At 73.7% G+C, this 17,843-nt stretch carries 13 protein-coding genes and 1 pseudogene; 5 read left to right on the top strand and 9 right to left on the bottom strand.

From position 1 onward, the window contains the following. The first annotated feature begins 43 nt into the window (after nt 1-43). From ACN28A_RS12995 to ACN28A_RS12985, 3 genes are all read left to right on the top strand, one after another. Nucleotides 44-1,171: a PP2C family protein-serine/threonine phosphatase gene (locus tag ACN28A_RS12995; RefSeq protein WP_421395321.1), complete on the top strand. Its 1,128-nt coding sequence runs from the start codon at nt 44-46 to the stop codon at nt 1,169-1,171. 152 nt (nt 1,172-1,323) lie between these two features. Continuing rightward, nucleotides 1,324-3,228, top strand: a complete 1,905-nt coding sequence (locus ACN28A_RS12990; protein WP_421395319.1) for an acyl-CoA dehydrogenase — start codon at nt 1,324-1,326, stop codon at nt 3,226-3,228. 146 nt (nt 3,229-3,374) lie between these two features. Then, the gene (locus ACN28A_RS12985) at nt 3,375-3,644 is read left to right on the top strand and encodes a DUF6458 family protein (RefSeq protein ID WP_421395317.1); all 270 of its coding nucleotides are present in this window, start codon (nt 3,375-3,377) and stop codon (nt 3,642-3,644) included. 587 nt (nt 3,645-4,231) lie between these two features. On the opposite strand, the pseudogene ACN28A_RS12980 reads toward ACN28A_RS12985, so the two are convergent. Further along, nucleotides 4,232-4,477 (bottom strand): annotated as a pseudogene (locus tag ACN28A_RS12980) (histidine phosphatase family protein); the annotation flags it as partial. A 199-nt stretch (nt 4,478-4,676) separates the two neighbouring features. On the opposite strand from ACN28A_RS12980, the gene ACN28A_RS12975 reads away from it, so the two are divergent. Further along, complete coding sequence (locus tag ACN28A_RS12975; protein ID WP_421395315.1) at nt 4,677-4,943, top strand: DUF6458 family protein; 267 nt, start codon at nt 4,677-4,679, stop codon at nt 4,941-4,943. 199 nt (nt 4,944-5,142) lie between these two features. Here ACN28A_RS12975 and trhA read toward each other — a convergent pair whose 3' ends face one another. The 7 genes from trhA to pdhA form a co-directional block, all read right to left on the bottom strand. Beyond that, entirely contained in the window at nt 5,143-5,820 is a 678-nt protein-coding gene (gene trhA / locus ACN28A_RS12970; RefSeq protein WP_421395313.1) for a PAQR family membrane homeostasis protein TrhA, read from the bottom strand. Between the two features lie 125 nt (nt 5,821-5,945). Then, nucleotides 5,946-7,784 (bottom strand): NHL domain-containing thioredoxin family protein, encoded by a 1,839-nt coding sequence (locus tag ACN28A_RS12965; protein WP_421395311.1) that lies wholly within the window; start codon nt 7,782-7,784, stop codon nt 5,946-5,948. Between the two features lie 190 nt (nt 7,785-7,974). After that, complete coding sequence (locus tag ACN28A_RS12960; protein ID WP_421395310.1) at nt 7,975-11,112, bottom strand: hypothetical protein; 3,138 nt, start codon at nt 11,110-11,112, stop codon at nt 7,975-7,977. Nucleotides 11,113-11,470: 358 nt separating this feature from the next. Further along, a complete protein-coding gene (locus ACN28A_RS12955) occupies nt 11,471-11,608 on the bottom strand; it encodes a hypothetical protein (protein WP_421395308.1) in 138 nt (45 codons plus the stop codon). 234 nt (nt 11,609-11,842) lie between these two features. Further along, on the bottom strand, nt 11,843-13,315 hold the full coding sequence (locus ACN28A_RS12950) for a dihydrolipoamide acetyltransferase family protein (protein ID WP_421395307.1): 1,473 nt from the start codon (nt 13,313-13,315) through the stop codon (nt 11,843-11,845). Between the two features lie 5 nt (nt 13,316-13,320). Next, nucleotides 13,321-14,310, bottom strand: coding sequence for an alpha-ketoacid dehydrogenase subunit beta (locus tag ACN28A_RS12945; protein WP_421395305.1), 990 nt, complete (start codon nt 14,308-14,310; stop codon nt 13,321-13,323). After that, on the bottom strand, nt 14,310-15,494 hold the full coding sequence (pdhA, locus tag ACN28A_RS12940; RefSeq protein ID WP_421395303.1) for a pyruvate dehydrogenase (acetyl-transferring) E1 component subunit alpha: 1,185 nt from the start codon (nt 15,492-15,494) through the stop codon (nt 14,310-14,312). Before pdhA ends, ACN28A_RS12945 begins: the two co-directional genes overlap by 1 nt. A 487-nt stretch (nt 15,495-15,981) precedes the next feature. Between pdhA and ACN28A_RS12935 the strand changes: the two genes are divergently transcribed. Beyond that, entirely contained in the window at nt 15,982-16,839 is an 858-nt protein-coding gene (locus ACN28A_RS12935) for a hypothetical protein (RefSeq protein WP_421395301.1), read from the top strand. Between the two features lie 157 nt (nt 16,840-16,996). On the opposite strand, the gene ACN28A_RS12930 is transcribed toward ACN28A_RS12935, so the two are convergent. Further along, on the bottom strand, nt 16,997-17,692 hold the full coding sequence (locus tag ACN28A_RS12930) for an NUDIX hydrolase (RefSeq protein ID WP_421395300.1): 696 nt from the start codon (nt 17,690-17,692) through the stop codon (nt 16,997-16,999). Nucleotides 17,693-17,843 lie beyond the last annotated feature (151 nt).

Here is a 17,843-nt window from a genome sequence, read left to right as displayed (position 1 = left end):
GGACGAGGAGTCAACTTCGTACAATCGCGGTCGTCGATCAGGCATGCTGTTCCGCGTACCCATGCGACTGATGCCACCGGGCCGTCGCCCGCTGAGCCAAGGTTCCCGCGCCGGTCTCGGCGCGGCCCTCGTGCTGCTCGCGCTCGTCTCGGTGGTGGAGTTCGCCGACGACTCGAAGGTCAACTATGTCGGGCTGGTCGCGGCGGCCCCGTTCCTGGCCGCCGCCTTCGCCTCCTGGCGGGTGGTGCTGGCGGTCGGCGTGATCGCCACCGTGCTGGCCGGCTCGCTCGGCTGGAGCGACCGGGTGGTGCCGCTGGCCACCACGGTCAACCTGGTCGGTGTGGTGCTGGGCACGGCCATCGCGGCGCTCTTCGCGGTGATCCGGCAGCGCCAGGAGGAACGGATCGCCGAGTTGTCCAAGCTCGCCTCGGTGGCCCAGCAGGCGGTGCTGCGCCCGCTCGGCCCGCAGGTCGGCAGCCTGGCCGTGGCCGGGCACTACATCTCGTCGACCGCCGCCGCCGACATCGGCGGTGACCTGTACGAGGCGATCGACACCCCGTACGGCGTCCGGATCATCATCGGCGACGTACGCGGCAAGGGGCTGGACGCGGTCCGGCTGGCCAGCATCGTGCTCGGTTCCTACCGGCACGTGGCGTACGAGCGGGCGGACCTGCGGGCGATCGTGGCCGACCTGGACCGGGCGGTGGCCCGCAACGTCGGTGACGAGGACTTCGTCACCGCCGCACTCGTCGAGGAGCGGGGCGGCACGCTCACGATAGTCAACTGTGGACATCCGGCCCCCCTGCTGCTGCGGCGTGGTCAGGTGATCCCGATGGAGCCGCCGGCACCGGCGCCGCCGCTCGGCTTCATGCCGGTGGTCCGGCCCCGGGTGGAGCGGCTGGAGCCCGGCGACCGGCTGCTGCTCTTCACCGACGGGCTCGGCGAGGCACGCCGGGACGGTGAGTTCTTCCCGACCGTGGACCGGGCCTGGCGGCTGCTCGGGCACGGCACCGTCGCCGACGGCCTGGCCTCGCTGGAGACCGCCCTGGTCGAGTGGGTGCGCGGCCGGCTCGACGACGACATCGCGCTGGTCCTGATGGAGTACCCGGGACCGCACTCGGCAACCGCCTCCCGGGTGCCGAGCTGGGAGGTCGGCGCCGCCGACAGCTGACCGCGTCCCGGTCGCCCGCACACGCCGGCGTCAGGTTCCGGTCACTGTGGCGCGGGTCACTGGAGTGGGCGCACCACCTCGACTTACCCGCGAGTAATATAGCTACTGTTACTGCCGAGTAACCTTCGCGAGTGTCCGGGGGGCAGAGGCGTATGAGCCACTACAGGAGCAATCGGCGCGACCTGGAGTTCAACCTCTTCGAGGTCTTCGGCGCGGACCAGGCGTTCGGCGTCGGCCCGTACGCCGACATGGACGCCGACAGCGCACGGAGCGTGCTCGCCGAGGTCGAGCGGATGGCCCGGGAGGACCTGGCGGCCAGCTACGCCGAAAGCGACCGCAACCCGCCGGTCTTCGACCCGGCCGCGCACACCGCCCCGCTGCCCGAGGCGTTCAAGAAGTCCTACCAGGCGATGATGGCCTCCGAGTTCTGGCGGATGGACCTGCCGGAGGAGCTGGACGGCACGATGGCGCCCCGGGCGCTCTGGTGGTCGGCCGCCGAGCTGATCCTCGGGGCCAACGCCCCACTGTGGATGTACGCCGGCGGCCCCTCCTTCGCCTACACCCTCTACCGCGAGGGCACCGAGGAGCAGAAGAGGTGGGCCAGGCTCTTCGTCGAGAAGCAGTGGGCCGCGACAATGGTGCTCACCGAGCCGGACGCCGGCTCGGACGTGGGCGCCGGCCGCACCCGGGCGATCCCGCAGCCGGACGGCTCCTGGCACATCGAGGGCGTCAAGCGCTTCATCACCAGCGGTGAACACGACCTGACCGACAACATCATCCACTATGTCCTGGCCCGGCCGGTCGGGGTGGAGGGCGTCGGCGGTCCGGGCACCAAGGGACTGTCGCTGTTCGTCGTCCCCAAGTTCCACTTCGACCCGGAGACCGGGGAGCTGGGCGAGCGCAACGGCGTCTACGCGACGAACCTCGAGCACAAGATGGGTCTGAAGGTCTCCAACACCTGTGAGATGACCTTCGGCGAGCACGGCGTACCGGCGAAGGGCTGGTTGCTCGGCGACGTGCACGACGGCATCCGGCAGATGTTCCTGATCATCGAGTACGCCCGGATGATGGTCGGCACCAAGGCGATCGCCACGCTCTCCACCGGCTACCTCAACGCCCTGGAGTACGCGAAGAGCCGGGTGCAGGGCGCCGACCTGCTCTCGTCGGACCGGAACGCCCCCCGGGTCACCATCACGCACCACCCGGACGTCCGCCGTTCCCTGATGCTCCAGAAGGCGTACGCCGAGGGCCTCCGGGCGCTGGTCTGCTACACCTCGACCTGGCAGGACCGGATCAACCTCGCCGAGGCGAGCGGTGACGAGGCGGGCGCCAAGCTCGCCAAGGGCGTCAACGACCTGTTGCTGCCGCTGGTCAAGGGTGTCGGCTCGGAACGCGCCTACGAGCTGCTCGGGCACGAGTCGTTGCAGACGTTCGGCGGCTCCGGTTTCCTCCAGGACTACCCGCTGGAGCAGTACGTCCGGGACGCGAAGATCGACACCCTCTACGAGGGTACGACCGCGATCCAGAGCCTCGACCTCTTCTTCCGGAAGATCGTCCGGGATCGCGGTACCAGCCTGATGGCGGTGGCCGGCGAGATCACCGCGTTCGTGGAGTCCGGTGGCGGCACCGAACCGGCCGGCACGGACTCTGCCGCGAGCGGCGCGACCGGACCGGGCGACGGACAGCTCAAGGAGGAGCGTGCCGCGCTGGGCCGGGCGCTCGGCGAGGTGCAGGCGATGCTCGGCACCATGACGGGCTGGCTGGGCGAGGCGCAGAGCGGCGACCCCCGGACGCTGTACAAGGTCGGGCTGAGCAGCCGGCGCTTCCTGCTCGCCGTCGGCGACCTGGTGGTCGGCTGGCTGCTGCAACGGCAGGCCGAGGTCGCGCTGCGGGCGCTGGGCGGCGAGGTGTCGGCGGCGGACAAGGCGTTCTACACCGGCAAGTTGGCGGCTGCCCGGTTCTTCGCCCGGGAGGTACTGCCCCGGATCGGCGCCGACCGGCGGATCGTGCAGGCCGCCGACCTGGAGCTGATGGACCTGCCCGAGGAAGCCTTCTAGACGGGGCGCAGGGCGGGCTGATATCCGGCGGCCGGTGGAGCTGTTGCTCCCCGGCCGCCGCGCTATTCTTGAGGCGGTGCTAGGAGCAGTTTGACCTGATTTGTCATGAAAGCCCACGACCCATCGCACGGGGGAGTGCAGCGGACATGGGCATCGGTACCGGAATTTTCCTTCTCACCCTGGGAGCCATCCTGACGTTCGCGGTCAGAGCGAACGTCTGGTGGCTCGATCTCCGGGCGGTCGGCTGGGTCTTCATCCTGGCCGGGGTCGCGGTGCTGGTCACCACCATGTGGTATTGGCAGGACCGCAAGAAGCGGGCGCGGACCCTGATCGTCGAGGAGAACAGGCTGTCGCATCCGACGGCGATGATGCCACCGCCACCGGATCCACCGCCGCCGAGCGCCCCACCCACCTGACGGCACCCACCCGGTGCCCGGCCCGGTCGCCGCCGACCGGTCCGGGCCGGCGGCCGGTCGGTGGTTCAGCCCCGGGCGGTGTGCCACTTCACGATCGGTCCGGTCTGCGGGGCCAGGTCCGCCCACTCGCCGTCGAACCGGTGGATGACGATCCCGCTGGTGCGTAACCCGTCCGGTGCGGCGTGCACCGGGTCGAGCAGAGTGGACAGTTCCGAGATGGTCGGGTTGTGCCCGACCAGCAGCACCGTGTCCACCTCCGGATCGGTGCCCCGGACGAGTTCGAGCAGGTCCGCGACGTGTCCGTGGTAGATCCTCGGCTCGTACCGGACCGACGGCACGGCACCGGTGCTCCCGGGACCGGGCGCCGCGCCAGCACCGCCGGGCCCGGCAAGCTGGCCGTCGCCGCCGCCCGAGGTCTGGCCGTCGCCGCCGCCCGAGGTCTGGTCGTCGCCGCCGCCCGAGGTCTGGCCGGTGGTGGCGCCCGCGGGCTGGCCGGCACTGCCGGACGTGGCCGTACCGCTGCCGCCGCCGGCCCGGCCGGCCGGAACGGTCGCGGTCCGGCCGAGCGGGCGGGCCGGGGGCGCGGCCATGCCGAGTGCGACGTCGTGCCAGGTCTGCCGGGTGCGCTTCGCGGGCGAGCAGAGCACCACCGCCGGCAGGTGACCGCCGTGGCCGAGCCAGGCACCGGCGGCGGCCGCGTCCGCGTGCCCGCGGGCGGTCAGCGGCCGTTCGGCGTCCGGCGCCGCGGCCGGCCGTTCGGCTTTGGCGTGCCGGAGCAGCACCAGCGTCCGCCCCGGTACGTCCGGCCGCCCCGCCCCGCCGGAGTCGCCGATGCCGCCGGTTCCACCGGCCGGGCCGTTGTCCGTCACGTTCGTCCTCCCCTGGGTTCCGGTGGTGCGCCGCGTCCGCACAGCGACGCCGTATCCAGCTTGCCGGATTCGGAACTGTTACGCCTGGGTATGTCGATGGGTGCCGCGACCGTGGCCCGGAGCGGCGCAACCGGTACCGGTCGACAGCCTAGGAGGCGGCACAGTGGGCATCGGTGGAAGTATCTTTCTTCTCGCTCTCGGCGCGATCCTCGCCTTCGCGGTGGACGTCGAGACGGGCTGGCTCAACCTGAGGGTCGTCGGCTGGGTGCTGATGCTCGCCGGCGTGGCCGGGCTGGTCATGACCAGCTACCTCTGGCGCAACCGCCGCCGGACCGTCGTCACCCCCGTGGTCGAGCCGCGGGCGCCGGTCCGGGAGGAGCAGGTTGTCGAGGAGTACCACGAGGTGCGGCGCCCGGGCCGTCCGCTCTGACGGCGCGGGCCGATCGGGCTCGGGCTCCGCTGCGAGTGGCGGACGACAGGCAGGCCACCCGGCCGGCATTCCCGTCGGCCGGGTCAGGCGTGCTGCCGGCCGGGTCAGGCGTGCTGGCGAGGTCCGGCGTTCCGGCGAGGTCGGGTGTGCGTCGCCGGGCGGGTGTGCGTCGCCGGGCGGGTGTCCCGGCGACTGGGAATCAGGCGAAGAGGGCGAAGTAGATCGCCACGTGGTGGCAGATGGCCGCGACCAGGGTGCAGGCGTGGAAGATCTCGTGGTGCCCGAAGACGGTGGGCCACGGGTTGGGCCGGCGCAGCGCGTAGCAGACGGCGCCCACGCTGTAGGCCGCACCTCCGGCGACCAGCAGCGCGAGTACGGTCACGCCGCCCCGGTCCAGGATGTCCGGCAGGACCGCCACGGCCACCCAGCCCAGGGCGAGATACAGCGGCGCGGAGACCCAGCGGGGCGCGTGCGGCCAGGCCAGCTTCATCGCCACCCCGGCGACCGCCCCACCCCAGACGATCAGCAGCAGTACCGCCGCGCTCGCCGGTGAGAGCACCAGGAGGCAGAACGGCGTGTACGTGCCGGCGATGAACACGAAGATCATCGAGTGGTCGAGCCGGCGCATCACCAGATAGCCGCGTTCGGACCAGACCCGCCGGTGGTAGAGCGCGCTGGTACCGAAGAGGCCGCAGACCGTCACACTGTAGACAAGGCAGCTGACCAGGGGCGTCCAGCCCGGCCGGGTCGCGGCGACCGCGCAGAGCACGACCCCGGCCAGCACCGCGACGAAGAAGGCGTACGCGTGCAGCCAGCCGCGCATCCGCGGCTTGCCGAGATCGACGGGGCGCAGCCGGAGCGGGGCGGAGGTACTCACCCAATCAGGTTACGGCACCGTAGGTTACTCGGAGGTAGTGAAGCCGAAGTGGTTCCGGTCACGTCCCGTGGTGAGCCCCCCGCGCCAGCTGTCCAGGGCCTCGGCTCGTCCGGCGGCCGTCGGCGTCAGCTGTCCAGGCCGCGTAGCACGAGGGGCAGCCGGTGCGCACCCTCCGGGGTGACCCGAATCGGCACCCCCCAGTCCTGGCGGCTCAGGTGGCAGGCGGCGTGCTCGGCCTTGGCGTCGCAGGTGGCAGCCTGGGCGACCACCTGGAGCACCCCGGAGCTGACCCGGTCGTTCAGCACCAGCCGGCGGGACAGCTCGGTGCCCACCCCGGCGCCGTCCAGCAGCAGCTCGGGCGGGGAGGCGGAGACCTCCAGCCGGGTGGCCGGGCCGAACGAGGAATCCAACTTCTGCCCCGGCGGCGGCTCGAAGACGACGTCCAGGGTCAGCTCCCCGGCGGCGAGGTCGGTAGCCGGCCGTTCGGTACGGTGCCGGCTCCCGGCGACAGTGCTGGCACCGGCGGCGGTGAGCGCACCGGGCGCCAGCCGGCTCAGCCGGTGCGCGGCCGACTCGACCACCAGCACCCCGCCGTCCGGGGTCAGCACGACGTCGCTCGGCTCGGCCAACCCGGAGGCGACCGTCGAGACGGTCTCGCTTGCCGGATCGAAGCGCCGGACCGCACCGTTGTAGGTGTCGGCGACCAGCACCGACCCGTCCGGCAGCGCCCCGACCCCGAGCGGATGCTGCAGCAGTGCCTGCCCGGCCGGGCCGTCGACGTGGCCGAAGTCGAAGAGTCCCTGCCCGACGGCGGTGTGCAGCACCCCGTCGGAAACGTAGCGCAGCGCGCTGGTCTCACTGTCGGCGATCCACAGCCGACGGCCGTCGGCGGAGGTCGAGAGCCCGGACGGCTGGGCCAGCCAGACGTCCGGCAACGGCCCGTCCCGCAGCGCCTCGACGGTGGTGCCGGCATAGACGCCGACGGTCCGCCTCACCGGGTCGAACCACCAGAGCTGGTGGATGCCGGCCATTGCCACGATCACCCGGTCGTCGTACCAGGCCAGGTCCCAGGGGGAGGAGAGGTCGGCGGCGAGCGCGTCGTGGGCGTGGTCGTCCACCGTCGAGCGCCACTGCCGACCGGTACCGGCCACCGTGGTCACCTCACCGGTCGCCAGCCGTACGCCACGGAGCAGGTGGTTGACCGTGTCCGCGACCACGACGTCGTAACCGGCCACCTCGGCGGTGTGCGCGGGCAACCGGCAGAGGCCCTGCGGCTCGGCGAACCGGGCCAGCTCGGCCGCCCCGTCCGACCGGCCCCGCCCGCCGGAACCGATCCGGCGCAGCACCGTCTCGCCGTCCGGGGCCAACTCGACAACCGAGTGCCGGGCCGAGTCCGAGACCAGCAGGTGTCCGTCGTCGAGCACGATCGCCTTGCCCGGGAACCGCAGCACGGTCTCCGGCTCGGCCGGCGGCACGTACGGGCCGTCGCCCCGGTGCAGGGTGCCCTTCGCCTCGTGCGTGGCGATCAACTCGTCGAGCAGCCGGGACAGCCCCTCGGCATGGCCCTCGCCGGCCATCGTGGCGACGACGTACCCCTCGGGGTCGATCACGTTCAGCGTCGGCCACGCCTTCGCGGCGTACTGCTGCCAGACGGCCATCTCGGCGTCGTCGAGTACCGGGTGCGCGACGCCGTACCGCTCGACGGCGGCGGCCAGCGCCTCCGGGTCGCGCTCGTGCTCGAACTTCGGCGAGTGCACCCCGATCACCACCAGGGCGTCGCCGTACTTCTCCTCCAGCGGGCGCAGTTCGTCGAGCACGTGCAGGCAGTTGACACAGCAGAAGGTCCAGAAGTCCAGGATGACTATCCGGCCGCGAAGGTCCTGCAACGTCAGGTCCGCTCCGCCGGTGTTGAGCCACCGGCGGCCCCTCAGCTCGGGCGCTCGGACACGGGGCGAATTAGCCATACGGTCACCCTGCCATGCCGTCGCCCCGGGCGTTCCCGGGCCCCGGCCGTTGTGCTCCGGTGGACCGTCCGGGTTCCGCTCCACCCGTCGGGTCGGGCCGCACAGCGTGGCCGCTGGATCGCGCCGGACGATGGCGCCCCGCCCGGAAAGCCGGGCGGGGCGCGGTGTTCGAGTCAGCCGTACCGGACTGTCATCCGCCGGTCGGTGCCGTCGCCGGTTGCAGGCAGAGCACTTCCTTGCGGTCCGGTACGACGATCGTCTGCGGGGTGTCCGCCGGGCACTCGTTCTTGTCGGTCACCTTCGAGGCGACCTTGAAGACGCCCTGCTCGGCGCAGTCCGCGATCACCGGGGTACCGCCGGAGTCCTTGACACAGGCGCCCACCGCCGGGTTGAACGGCGGTGCCGCGTCCTCACTGCCGATCTTGCCGAGCAGCCAGAGCGTGCCCAGCGGGATCGCCAGCAGCAGGACCGCCGCGACCAGTACCAGGAACAGCACCTTGCCGTTGCGTACCTGCGGCGTCGGCGCCTCGGTCCTGGTCTCGGTCTCCGTCGCCTCCGGCTTGAAGGCGTCGAACCTGCTCTTCTCGCCGTCACCGGGGGTGTCCCAACCCGGGCCGGAGGAGGCGGGCGCCCCGTACGTGCCCGGTCCCGCCCCGGCCGCCCCGGCCGCTCCGTACGTGCCCGGTCCGGCACCGGCCGGGCCGGGGCGGCCGAATCCGAGGCCGTCCCCGTCGGGTCGCGGGCCGAAGGGCGGCTGTCCGGGCGCCGGCCCGAAGCCGGGTTGCCCCGGAGGCGGCCCGAAGCCGGGCGACCCGGGCGGCGCGCCGAACCGGTCGGTGCCGGGCGGAGCGGACGCGCCGAACTGGCCGGGGCCGGCCGGTCCCCCGCCGCCGAAGCGGTCGCCGTCGAAGGGTGCGGGACCACTGCCCGGAGCCGAGCCGCCGAAGCGGTCGCCGTCGAAGGGTGCGGGACCGCCACCACCCGGAGCCGAGCCGCCGAACGGTCCACCGGCCGGGCCAGGCCCGCCGAAGCGGTCCGGTCCGTCGTGTCCCGGTCCGTCATGTCCCGGTCCGTCATGTCCCGGGCCGTCGTGTCCCGGCCGGCCGAAGCGCTCACCGTCGAACGAGGCGGGTCCGCCGAACCGATCCGGACCACCCCGACCGGTCCCACCGAACGGGTCCTGTTCGGACCGGCCCGGCCCACCGAACGGGTCGTGTTCAGGCTGGCCAGCTCCACCGAACCGGTTCTGTTCAGGCTGTCCAGGCCCGCCGAAGCGGTCCTGTTCAGGCTGGTCCGGCCCGCCGAAGCGGTTCTGTCCGGACCGGCCGGAGCCGCCGAAACGGTCGTCGTCGAACGGAGCCGGCCCGTTCGGGCCGGGTCCGTCCACTCCGACGCCACCCTGGCCGGGCACGCCGGCGGGGGCGATCAGGTCGGCGAAGGGCGACCCGCTCGACGGCCGGTTCGGCGCGTCGGGCAGTGGTGCCCGGGCACCGGGAACGGCCACCCGGGTTGCCGGTGGCTCGTCGGCGAAGTCGTCGTCCTGCTGGCCCGGCTCCGGCCGATCCGGCCCCGGCGGCGCGCCGTAGACCGTCGGGCCGGGGCGGCGGGCCTCGGCGGCTTCCGGCCGGTCGCCGTGCCAGCCACCGCCGGCTGCGCCCCCGGGACGTTCGCCGTCCCAGTTGCCCGGGCCGGCCGGTGAGCCCGGCCGGTCGGCGTCCCAGCCGGGCGGACCCGACTGCTGGTCGGCCTCGTCCGGACCGGCCGGACGGCCGTACACCCGCGGCTGCGGCGCCGGTACGGCGACCGCCGCGGCCACGTCGGCGGGCGGCAGTACCCGGCTTGCGGCGGGTACGGCGGCACTGCCGGCCGCGGCCCGGCCGGCGGGCCGGTCGGGTGCACCCACCGATTCCGGTTGTCCCGACGCCCCGGGTACGGAGACCCGGCCGGCGACCGCCGACTCGGTCGGGACCCGGGGCTGCGGTACGACCGCCGCGCCACCCGGCGTGGCTGCGGGCTGTGCCGCCGCCTCGGACACCCCGGGCGCCCAGCCGCCCTGTTCCCGGGCCGGCGGGCCGTACTGGTCCGGTGACTGACGGTCGGCGGCCGGCGGATAGCCGACGGGCGGTGAAGCCGCCAGGCTGGCCCCCGGAATCCGGGTCTCCTGCGGCGGCAGTGGCACGGCGTTACCCGGCGAGATCCCCGGTCCCGGCCCCGGTTGGTACGCCGGCCCCTCCGGCTCCCGCCGGTCCAGGCCCGGCTCGCGCCGCTCGAACTCCGGCTCGCGCCGCTCGAACTCCGGCTCGCGCCGGTCCAGGCCGGGCTCCCGCCGGTCGAAATCGGGCTCGCGTCGGTCGAAGCCCGGCTCCCGGCGGTCCAGCTCCGGCTCGCGCTTGTCGAAGTCGGGGCGGGACGGCTCGAACGGGCCGGGCCTGCCGTCGCCGGCGCCGGTCGACCAGGTCGGTGCCTGGGGTGCCCAGCCGGACGCCTCCGGGGCGTCGCCGTGCGGCACCTCGGGCTCGCCGGCCTGCGACCGGTCGGCCGGGCGCTGCGGATAGTCGCTCCCCGGGCCGCCGGGTTCGGGGCGGGCGGGTGAATCGCCCCGGGACGAGGCCGGTCCCCACGCCTCGGCGGCCGGCCACGGCTCGGCATCGGGGATGGCCGGACGGTTGACCGGCGGATAACCCGGCCGCTCGGCGGCCTGGACCGGACTTCCCGGCGCCGCCGACGGGTACGCCGGACTTCCCGGTGCCGCCGACGGGTAGGCGGGGCCGCCCGGTGCCGCCGACGGGTAGGCCGGCGCGCCGTACTGCTGGCCCGGGGAACCCGGTGCACCGCCGGCCGGCGGGTCCGGGTAGCCGGACGGGGCCGGCCCGGCCGGATATCCCGGCGGTCCGCCCGCCGGGTCGGCGGGCTGGCCGGCGCCGGTCCAGCGCGGCGGGCCCGGCTGGTTGGGCGGGCTTCCCCACTCCGGCGGGAAGCCCGAGTTCTCCGGGGCCGGCGGTGCGCCGGCGGGCTCCGGGGGCGGACCCCACGAGCCGTCGGGGCGGCCGGGGGTGCCCGGGCCTTCGCCCGGAGCTGCCGCCCAGCCGGCCGGGCCGGGGTGGCCCGGGGCGCCGCCCGGTGCTTCGTTCCAGGCCGCCGGCGTGCCGGCCCGCCCGGGGGGTGGCGGAGCCCAGCCGTGGTCGGCCGGTGGCGTTCCAACGGATCCCTGGGGCGGGAACCGGTCGTCGTGGTCTGGTGCGGGGTTGCCGTACGTGGCTGGGCCTGCGGCGCCCGGCGCAGCCTCGTCCGGCCACCGGCCGGGGTGCTGCGGATCCTCGGACGTCATGCGCGCGCCTCCTCCATCACATGTCGGCCGCGCCGGTCTCGCGCGCCGGTCGCCGGCAGGTGGCCGGCGACTCCGGCGTGAAACCGGGCTGGGCAAGCTCCCCGCACGGTAGCCGGTCCAGGCCGGCACCGCCCGGGCAGCGCGGGTCGCCGGGGCCCCGGCCATCCGGGCGAGTCGAACGGGGATCCGCTCGGCGCACTCCTACCGGCCGGTCGGGCGACGACCGAGCCCACCGTACCGGGCGGTGTCCCGGGGGCGGTACTCCGGTGGCGTGCGGGTGGAAAACGACAACGGCCCACCCGGAGCGCTCCGGGTGGGCCGTCGTCGTGGTGCGGAGGAGGTGAGGAGTCTGTCGAGGTCAGCCGTAGAAACGCTGGGCGGCGATCAGGATCTCGTCGCGGACAGCCGGCGAGTCGGTCGCCCGCAGTGCCCGCTCGATCGCCCGCGCCCGTCGCGCGCTGTTCCGGCGGTTACGAAGTCGGTTGATCATGCTCATGGTGTCGCGCCCCCTGGCTATTCGGTTGTCGTCCGCGTCTGGTGTCCATTGAACCTCGCGAACGCGGAGGCTGCCAGCGATTATTAGGTGAGCTGAGACACCAGCCTAAGAATCGTAGGCCGGTCGGTAATCTGGGCGTCGTTTCTTCGACACCTAATGGCAACGGCCGGTGTGCCCGGGAGTAACCCCGGGCACACCGGCCGCCCCGTGCCGGGTGTGCGTGCCTGCCGCCCGTCAGGTCCAGCCGAGCAGCGCCGCCTCCGGATCGGCCAGGAAGTCGCCCACGTCACGCAGGAACTTCGAACCCAGCTCGCCGTCGATGATCCGGTGGTCGAAGGAGAGCCCGAGGGTGGTCACCTGGCGCACCCTGACCTTGCCCTTGTGCACCCACGGCATCTCCCGCACCGCGCCGAAGGCGAGGATCGCCGACTCGCCGGGGGGCAGGATCGGCGTACCGGTGTCGACGCCGAAGACGCCGACGTTCGTGATGGTCAGCGTGCCGCCGGCCATGTCCGCCGGAGCTGTCCGGCCCGCCTTCGCGGTCTGCACCAGCCCGGTCATCGCGTCCGCCAGCTCACGCAGCGTGAGCCGGCCGGCGTCCTTGATGTTCGGCACGATCAGGCCGCGTTCGGTCGCCGCCGCGATGCCCAGGTTGACGTACTCCTTGACGACGATCTCGTCGCCGGCCCAGGTCGAGTTGACCATCGGGTGCCGGCGGACCGCCAGCAGCACCGCCTTGGCGACCAGCAGCAGCGGCGAGACCCGGACGTCCCGCCACTCCCGCCGCCCGCGCAGCCGGTCGAGCGCCTTCATCGAACGGGTCACGTCGACGGTCAGGAACTCGGTGACGTGCGGCGCGGTGAACGCCGACGCCGCCATGTTCTGCGCGGTCAGCTTGCGGACACCCTTGACCGGGATCCGCTGCTCCCGGTCCGGCCCGAAGGCCGGCTCCGTCGCGGCCCCGGCCACCGGCGCCGGCTCGGCCGCCGTCGCCGCACCGGCCGCCGCCAGGTGTACGTCGTCCCGGGTGATCGAGCCGAGCGGTCCCGAGCCGGTCAGGGTACGCAGGTCGACACCGAGATCCTTGGCCAGCTTGCGCACCGGCGGCTTCGCCAGTACGAGCCCACCGGCCGGAGCGGTGCCACCGGTCCGGGGTGCCGGTGCGGCAGCCGCCGGACGCACCGGCTCGGCGACCGGGGCAGCCGCCGGACGTACCGGCTGGGGGGTCGGAGCCGGGGCGGGAGCCGGCACCGGAGTGCCGTTCGCCGCGGCCGGTACCCCGGCACCCTTGCGCGGCCGGCGCTTCGCGGCGCCGGTGCGCGGGCCGTACCCGACGAGCACCGCCGTGCGGCCACCCGGAGCGGGCCCGCCGATCAGGCCGGGCTCGACGGCCCCCTCGGCGGGCGCGATGTCGACGGCGGCCAGCGAGGCCGCCGACGGCTCCGGCAGGTCACCGGCGCCCGGGTCGGTGTCCACGGCGAAGATCGGCGAGCCGACGTCCACCACCGTGCCCTCGTCGTGGAAGATCGCGGTGATCTTGCCGGCCCACTTCGCCGGAATCTCCACCGCCGCCTTCGCGGTCTCGACCTCGACCACCGGCTGGTTCAGCTCGACGATGTCGCCGACCTGCACCATCCACTTGAGGATCTCGCCCTCGGTCAGCCCCTCGCCGAGGTCCGGCAGGGGGAACTCCCTTACCCGCGACATCCCGCTCACCACCCGAAGGTGCGGTCGACGCCGTCGAGCACCCGGTCGAGGTTGGGCAGGTAGTCCTCCTCCAGCCGGGCGGCCGGATAGGGCGTGTCGAAGCCGGCCACCCGCAGCACCGGGGCCTCCAGGGAGTAGAAGCACTCCTCGGTGATCCGGGCCGCGATCTCGGCGCCGAGGCCGAGGTTGCCGGGTGCCTCGTGCACCACCACGCACCGCCCGGTGCGCTTCACCGACTCGTGGACCGGGCCGAGGTCCAGCGGGGAGAGGGTACGCAGGTCGATCACCTCCAGGTCCCGGCCGTCCTCCTCGGCCGCGGTGGCCGCCTCCAGGGCGGTACGCACCATCGGCCCGTACGCCAGCAGGGTGGCGTCCCGGCCGGGCCGGACCACCCGGGCGGCGTGCAGCGGGTACGCGTCGCCGAGCGGGGCGTCCAGCTCCACCGGCCCCTTCTCGTGGTAGCGCCGCTTCGGCTCCAGGAAGACGACCGGGTCGTCCGAGGCCACCGCCTGCTGGATCATCGTGTACGCGTCCTGCGGCGACGAGCAGGCCACCACCTTCAGCCCGGCGGTGTGCGCGAAGTACGCCTCCGGGGACTCCGAGTGGTGCTCGACCGCGCCGATGCCGCCGCCGAACGGGATCCGGATGACCATCGGCACCCGGACCTTGCCCTGCGAGCGGTAGTGCATCTTCGCCACCTGCGACACGATCTGGTCGTAGGCCGGGTAGACGAAGCCGTCGAACTGGATCTCGCAGATCGGCCGGTACCCCCGGATGGAGAGCCCGACCGCGGTGCCGATGATGCCGGACTCGGCGAGCGGGGTGTCGATCACCCGGTTCTCGCCGAAGTCCTTCTGCAGGCCGTCGGTGATCCGGAAGACGCCGCCGAGCTTGCCGACGTCCTCGCCCATGATGACGACCTTGGGGTCGTGCTCCAGTGCGCGGCGCAGGCCGCGGTTGATCGCCTTGCCCAGGGTGAGGGTCTCGGTGGCCATCAGTGCACGCTCCCCTCGAACGAGTCCAGGTACCGGGCGGTCTGTTCGCGCTGCGCGTCCACCTCTGGCGAGCCGTTCGGATAGACGTGGTCGAAGAGGGTCAGCGGCTCGGGGTCGGGCATCTCCAGCACCCGCTCGCGCAGCCGCAGCGCCTCCTGCTTGGCCTGCTCCTCCACCTCGGCCAGGAAGGTGTCGTCCGCGATGCCCTGCTTGGTGAGGAATGCCCGGACCCGGCTGATCGGGTCCTTCGCCTGCCACGCCTCGACCTCGCTGGCGATCCGGTAGCGGGTCGGATCGTCGGTGGTGGTGTGCGCGCCCATCCGGTAGGTGTACGCCTCGATCAGGGTGGGGCCCTGACCGTGCCGCGCGTTGTCCAGCGCCGCCCGGGTCACCGCGTACGTGGCCAGCACGTCGTTGCCGTCCACCCGTACGCCGGGGAAGCCGAAGCCGGCCGCCCGTTGGTAGAGCGGGATCCGGGTCTGCCGCTCCAGCGGCTCGGAGATGGCGTACTGGTTGTTCTGGCAGAAGAAGACGACCGGGGAGTTGAAGACGGCCGACCAGATGAACGCCTCGTTCACGTCGCCCTGCGCGGAGGCGCCGTCGCCGAAGTAGGCGATCACCGCCTCGCCGTCGTCGGTGCCGGTCCGGCCGTCCATGGCCACGCCCATGGCGTAACCGGTGGCGTGCAGGGTCTGCGCACCGATGACGATCGTGTACATGTTGAACTTGAACTCGTTCGGGTCCCAGCCGCCCAGGTCGACGCCGCGGAACAGGCCCAGCGGCATGATCGGGTCGATGCCCCGGCAGTAGAGCACGCCGTGCTCCCGGTAGGTCGGGAAGGCCATGTCCTGCGGTCGCAGCGCCCGGCCCGAGCCCACCTGCGCCGCCTCCTGGCCGAGCAGGCTGGCCCAGATGCCCAGCTCGCCCTGCCGCTGCAACGCGGTCGCCTCGGCGTCCAGCCGGCGGACGAGTACCAGGTCCCGGTAGAGGCCGCGGTATTCCTCGTCGGTGAAGTCGACGCTGTACTCCGTACCGTCGGACCAGGTGACCTTGTCGATCCGGTCGCCCTCGGGCGTGAGTAGTTGCACCAGGTCACCGGTGGCCGGGGACTTCCCGCCCGACCGTGCGGACCGGGGTGTGGCTCGCCTGCCGCGGGCCGTACCCGCGGGATCGCCCTTCGCCATCCCTATCTCCCTGTCGTTCGTGCGTCGGCACCGGGGGTGTCCCGACCGCGCAGCTCGTGCGCCCGTCCGGCTGGTGCCGGACCGGGGGTGGCTGCCGCGCCTGGCCCCGGTAGGGGTAGTCACGCGGCGTGGACCAGATTCTGGCCGAGCCTGGTCCACCGAGCGCCGGCAATCACGTCCTGCCTGCCGCGGGGGTGCGCGAAGGTCGCGGCCGCGTTGCCGTCGGCTCCATATTCGCAGAGCAGGCCGGTAGTGCCACAGGTCGCCCTCCGCCGGATCCGGACCGCCGCCGGCTTCGCACCACATCAACCGATTTGATCGGGTACGCACATCGAATCGGTCGAAACTCGACCTCTGACACGCTGTGTGACGCTGGCCAACACCTGGTCATCTCCGCCACTGTATGTAGCGGCGACATCACTGTCGACGACGGTCCGTCCCCTCCGGCCGCCGCCTGGCCCGCGCTGCCGACGACGAGGAGTTCCCCGTGTTCGACCAGGGTTACCAGCACCCGGCTCCGGTGCTGCCGGCCCGGCACCGGCGATCCGGTGGCGCGCACGCCGGATACCGGAGAGTGACCGGGGTGCACCGGGCGGAGGGGCTCGGCCGCCCGGCCCGCCGGTACCTCTTCACGGTCGTCCTGCTGGCCGGTACCTCCTCGCTGCCGATCCTGGCGGCGATCGGCAGCGGTTCGGCCACGGTCTCCGACGGGATGCGCCCGGCCGAGGTGAGCCCGTTCGTCCCGCCCCCGGCCGGCGTACCGCCGCAGGTGCTGCCGCGCCACCCGGCCGTGCCGCCGGTGGTGGAACCGGGACCGGCCGGTACCGGTGCCCGGTTCCGGGGCACCGGCCGTCCGCTGCCGGTACCCCCCTACGCCGTGCCCGGCCGGTCCGGTCCGTCCGGCAACGAGCCCGGCCTGCCGCCACCCCTGCCCGACCCGCCGGACCCGAACGATCCGGTCGCGCCGGGGACGCCGCTGCCGGGCCTGCCGGCGCCGCCCACCCAGTCACCCGCCCCGCCGCCGGTGGCGTCGCCGTCGCCGACCCCCTCGGTCCCGCCAACCGGCTCGCCGGGCGCCGAGCCGCCCGCTGTGCCGTCGGCCGCTCCCACCGGTTCGCCGTCCGGCGCGCCGACGCCGAACCGACCGTCCCCGTCGCCGGGACCGGGCGAGCCCTCGCCGGTACCGAGCACGTCCGCGCCCGTCCCGGATGCGACGACCTCGGCCGGGCCGCCCGCCCCGCCGGTCGCCCCGGGACCGACCGAGCCGCCCGCCGGCATCCCGCCGACCCCGGCCCCGACCCCCGCGCCGGTGCCCAGCACGCCGCCCGGCGGCCCGCGGTCCTGAGCCCGGGGCGATGGTCGGTCAGCTGCCCGGCACCCGCAACGTGCGACACGACCCGGGTCCCCCGGGCCGATGGTCGGCCAGCTGCCCGGCGGCCTCCTGGCCACGGCCCGGTCGGCGGATGGCGAGCCGGTCCTGGACCCCGGGCACCGTTGGCTGGTCAGCTCCGGGCGATCGACGGGCGGAGCATCGGCGGATGCAGCAGATCGGCCGGGCCGCGCCGGAACAGTTGGGCGGGCCGGCCCCGGTCGCCCTCGGTCACCCGGCCGGCCGGTTCGACGAAACCGGGCGTGGTGGTGACCTTGCGGTGGAAGTTGCGCGGGTCCAACCGGGTGTCCCAGACGGTCTCGTAGACCGTGCGCAGCCGGGCGATGGTGAACTCCGCCGGGCAGAACGCGGTGGCCAGTGGGGTGTACTCCAGCTTCGCCCTGGCCCGTTCCAGTCCGTCGGCCAGGATGACGTCGTGGTCGAAGGCGAGCCGGGCGTCGGCGACCCGGTCCACCGGGAGCCAGTCCGCGGCCGCCGCGTCGGTCCCGGCCACCGGCGTCGGCAGGTCCGGCAGCAGGGCCAGGTACGCCACCGTGACCACCCGGCCCCGGGGGTCCCGCTTCGGCGACCCGTACGTGCCGAGCTGTTCGAGGTGGCCGACCGGCTCGGGGACCCCGGTCTCCTCGGTCAGTTCCCGGGCGGCGGCCTCCGGCAGGTCCTCGTCGAAGCCGACGAACCCGCCGGGCAGGGCCCAGCGGTCCTGGTAGGGCGGCACGCCCCGGCGTACCAGCAGGATGCAGAGCTCGTCCGCCCGTACGGTGAGGACGACCAGGTCGACGGTCACGGCGAACGGCGGGTATTCGGCCATCTGAATTATCACCACCTTGACGAGAAGCTACCACAGTGCTTATCGTCAGTAGGACGAGAAAGGATTCGGTCCCGTCCTCCACGACCGGGACCGAGCCACCGGAACGAGGTCGTCGACCGGCAACGACGGCCTTCGGCGGCGCTGGTCCTCG

It is taken from the genome of Plantactinospora sp. WMMB782 (assembly GCF_049179135.1).
GTDB lineage: Bacteria > Actinomycetota > Actinomycetes > Mycobacteriales > Micromonosporaceae > Plantactinospora.
This window is presented reverse-complemented; position numbering and strand designations above follow the sequence as displayed.

Bases quoted from the DNA above. Each gene is read 5' to 3' on its own strand.
- ACN28A_RS12990 (WP_421395319.1), top strand. From the start codon at position 1,324: ATGAGCCACTACAGGAGCAATCGGCGCGACCTGGAGTTCAACCTCTTC.
- ACN28A_RS12985 (WP_421395317.1), top strand. From the start codon at position 3,375: ATGGGCATCGGTACCGGAATTTTCCTTCTCACCCTGGGAGCCATCCTG.
- ACN28A_RS12995 (WP_421395321.1), top strand. From the start codon at position 44: ATGCTGTTCCGCGTACCCATGCGACTGATGCCACCGGGCCGTCGCCCG.
- pdhA (WP_421395303.1), bottom strand. From the start codon at position 15,494: ATGGCGAAGGGCGATCCCGCGGGTACGGCCCGCGGCAGGCGAGCCACA.
- ACN28A_RS12930 (WP_421395300.1), bottom strand. From the start codon at position 17,692: ATGGCCGAATACCCGCCGTTCGCCGTGACCGTCGACCTGGTCGTCCTC.
- ACN28A_RS12955 (WP_421395308.1), bottom strand. From the start codon at position 11,608: ATGAGCATGATCAACCGACTTCGTAACCGCCGGAACAGCGCGCGACGG.
- ACN28A_RS12960 (WP_421395310.1), bottom strand. From the start codon at position 11,112: ATGACGTCCGAGGATCCGCAGCACCCCGGCCGGTGGCCGGACGAGGCT.
- ACN28A_RS12945 (WP_421395305.1), bottom strand. From the start codon at position 14,310: ATGGCCACCGAGACCCTCACCCTGGGCAAGGCGATCAACCGCGGCCTG.
- ACN28A_RS12965 (WP_421395311.1), bottom strand. From the start codon at position 7,784: ATGGCTAATTCGCCCCGTGTCCGAGCGCCCGAGCTGAGGGGCCGCCGG.
- ACN28A_RS12950 (WP_421395307.1), bottom strand. From the start codon at position 13,315: ATGTCGCGGGTAAGGGAGTTCCCCCTGCCGGACCTCGGCGAGGGGCTG.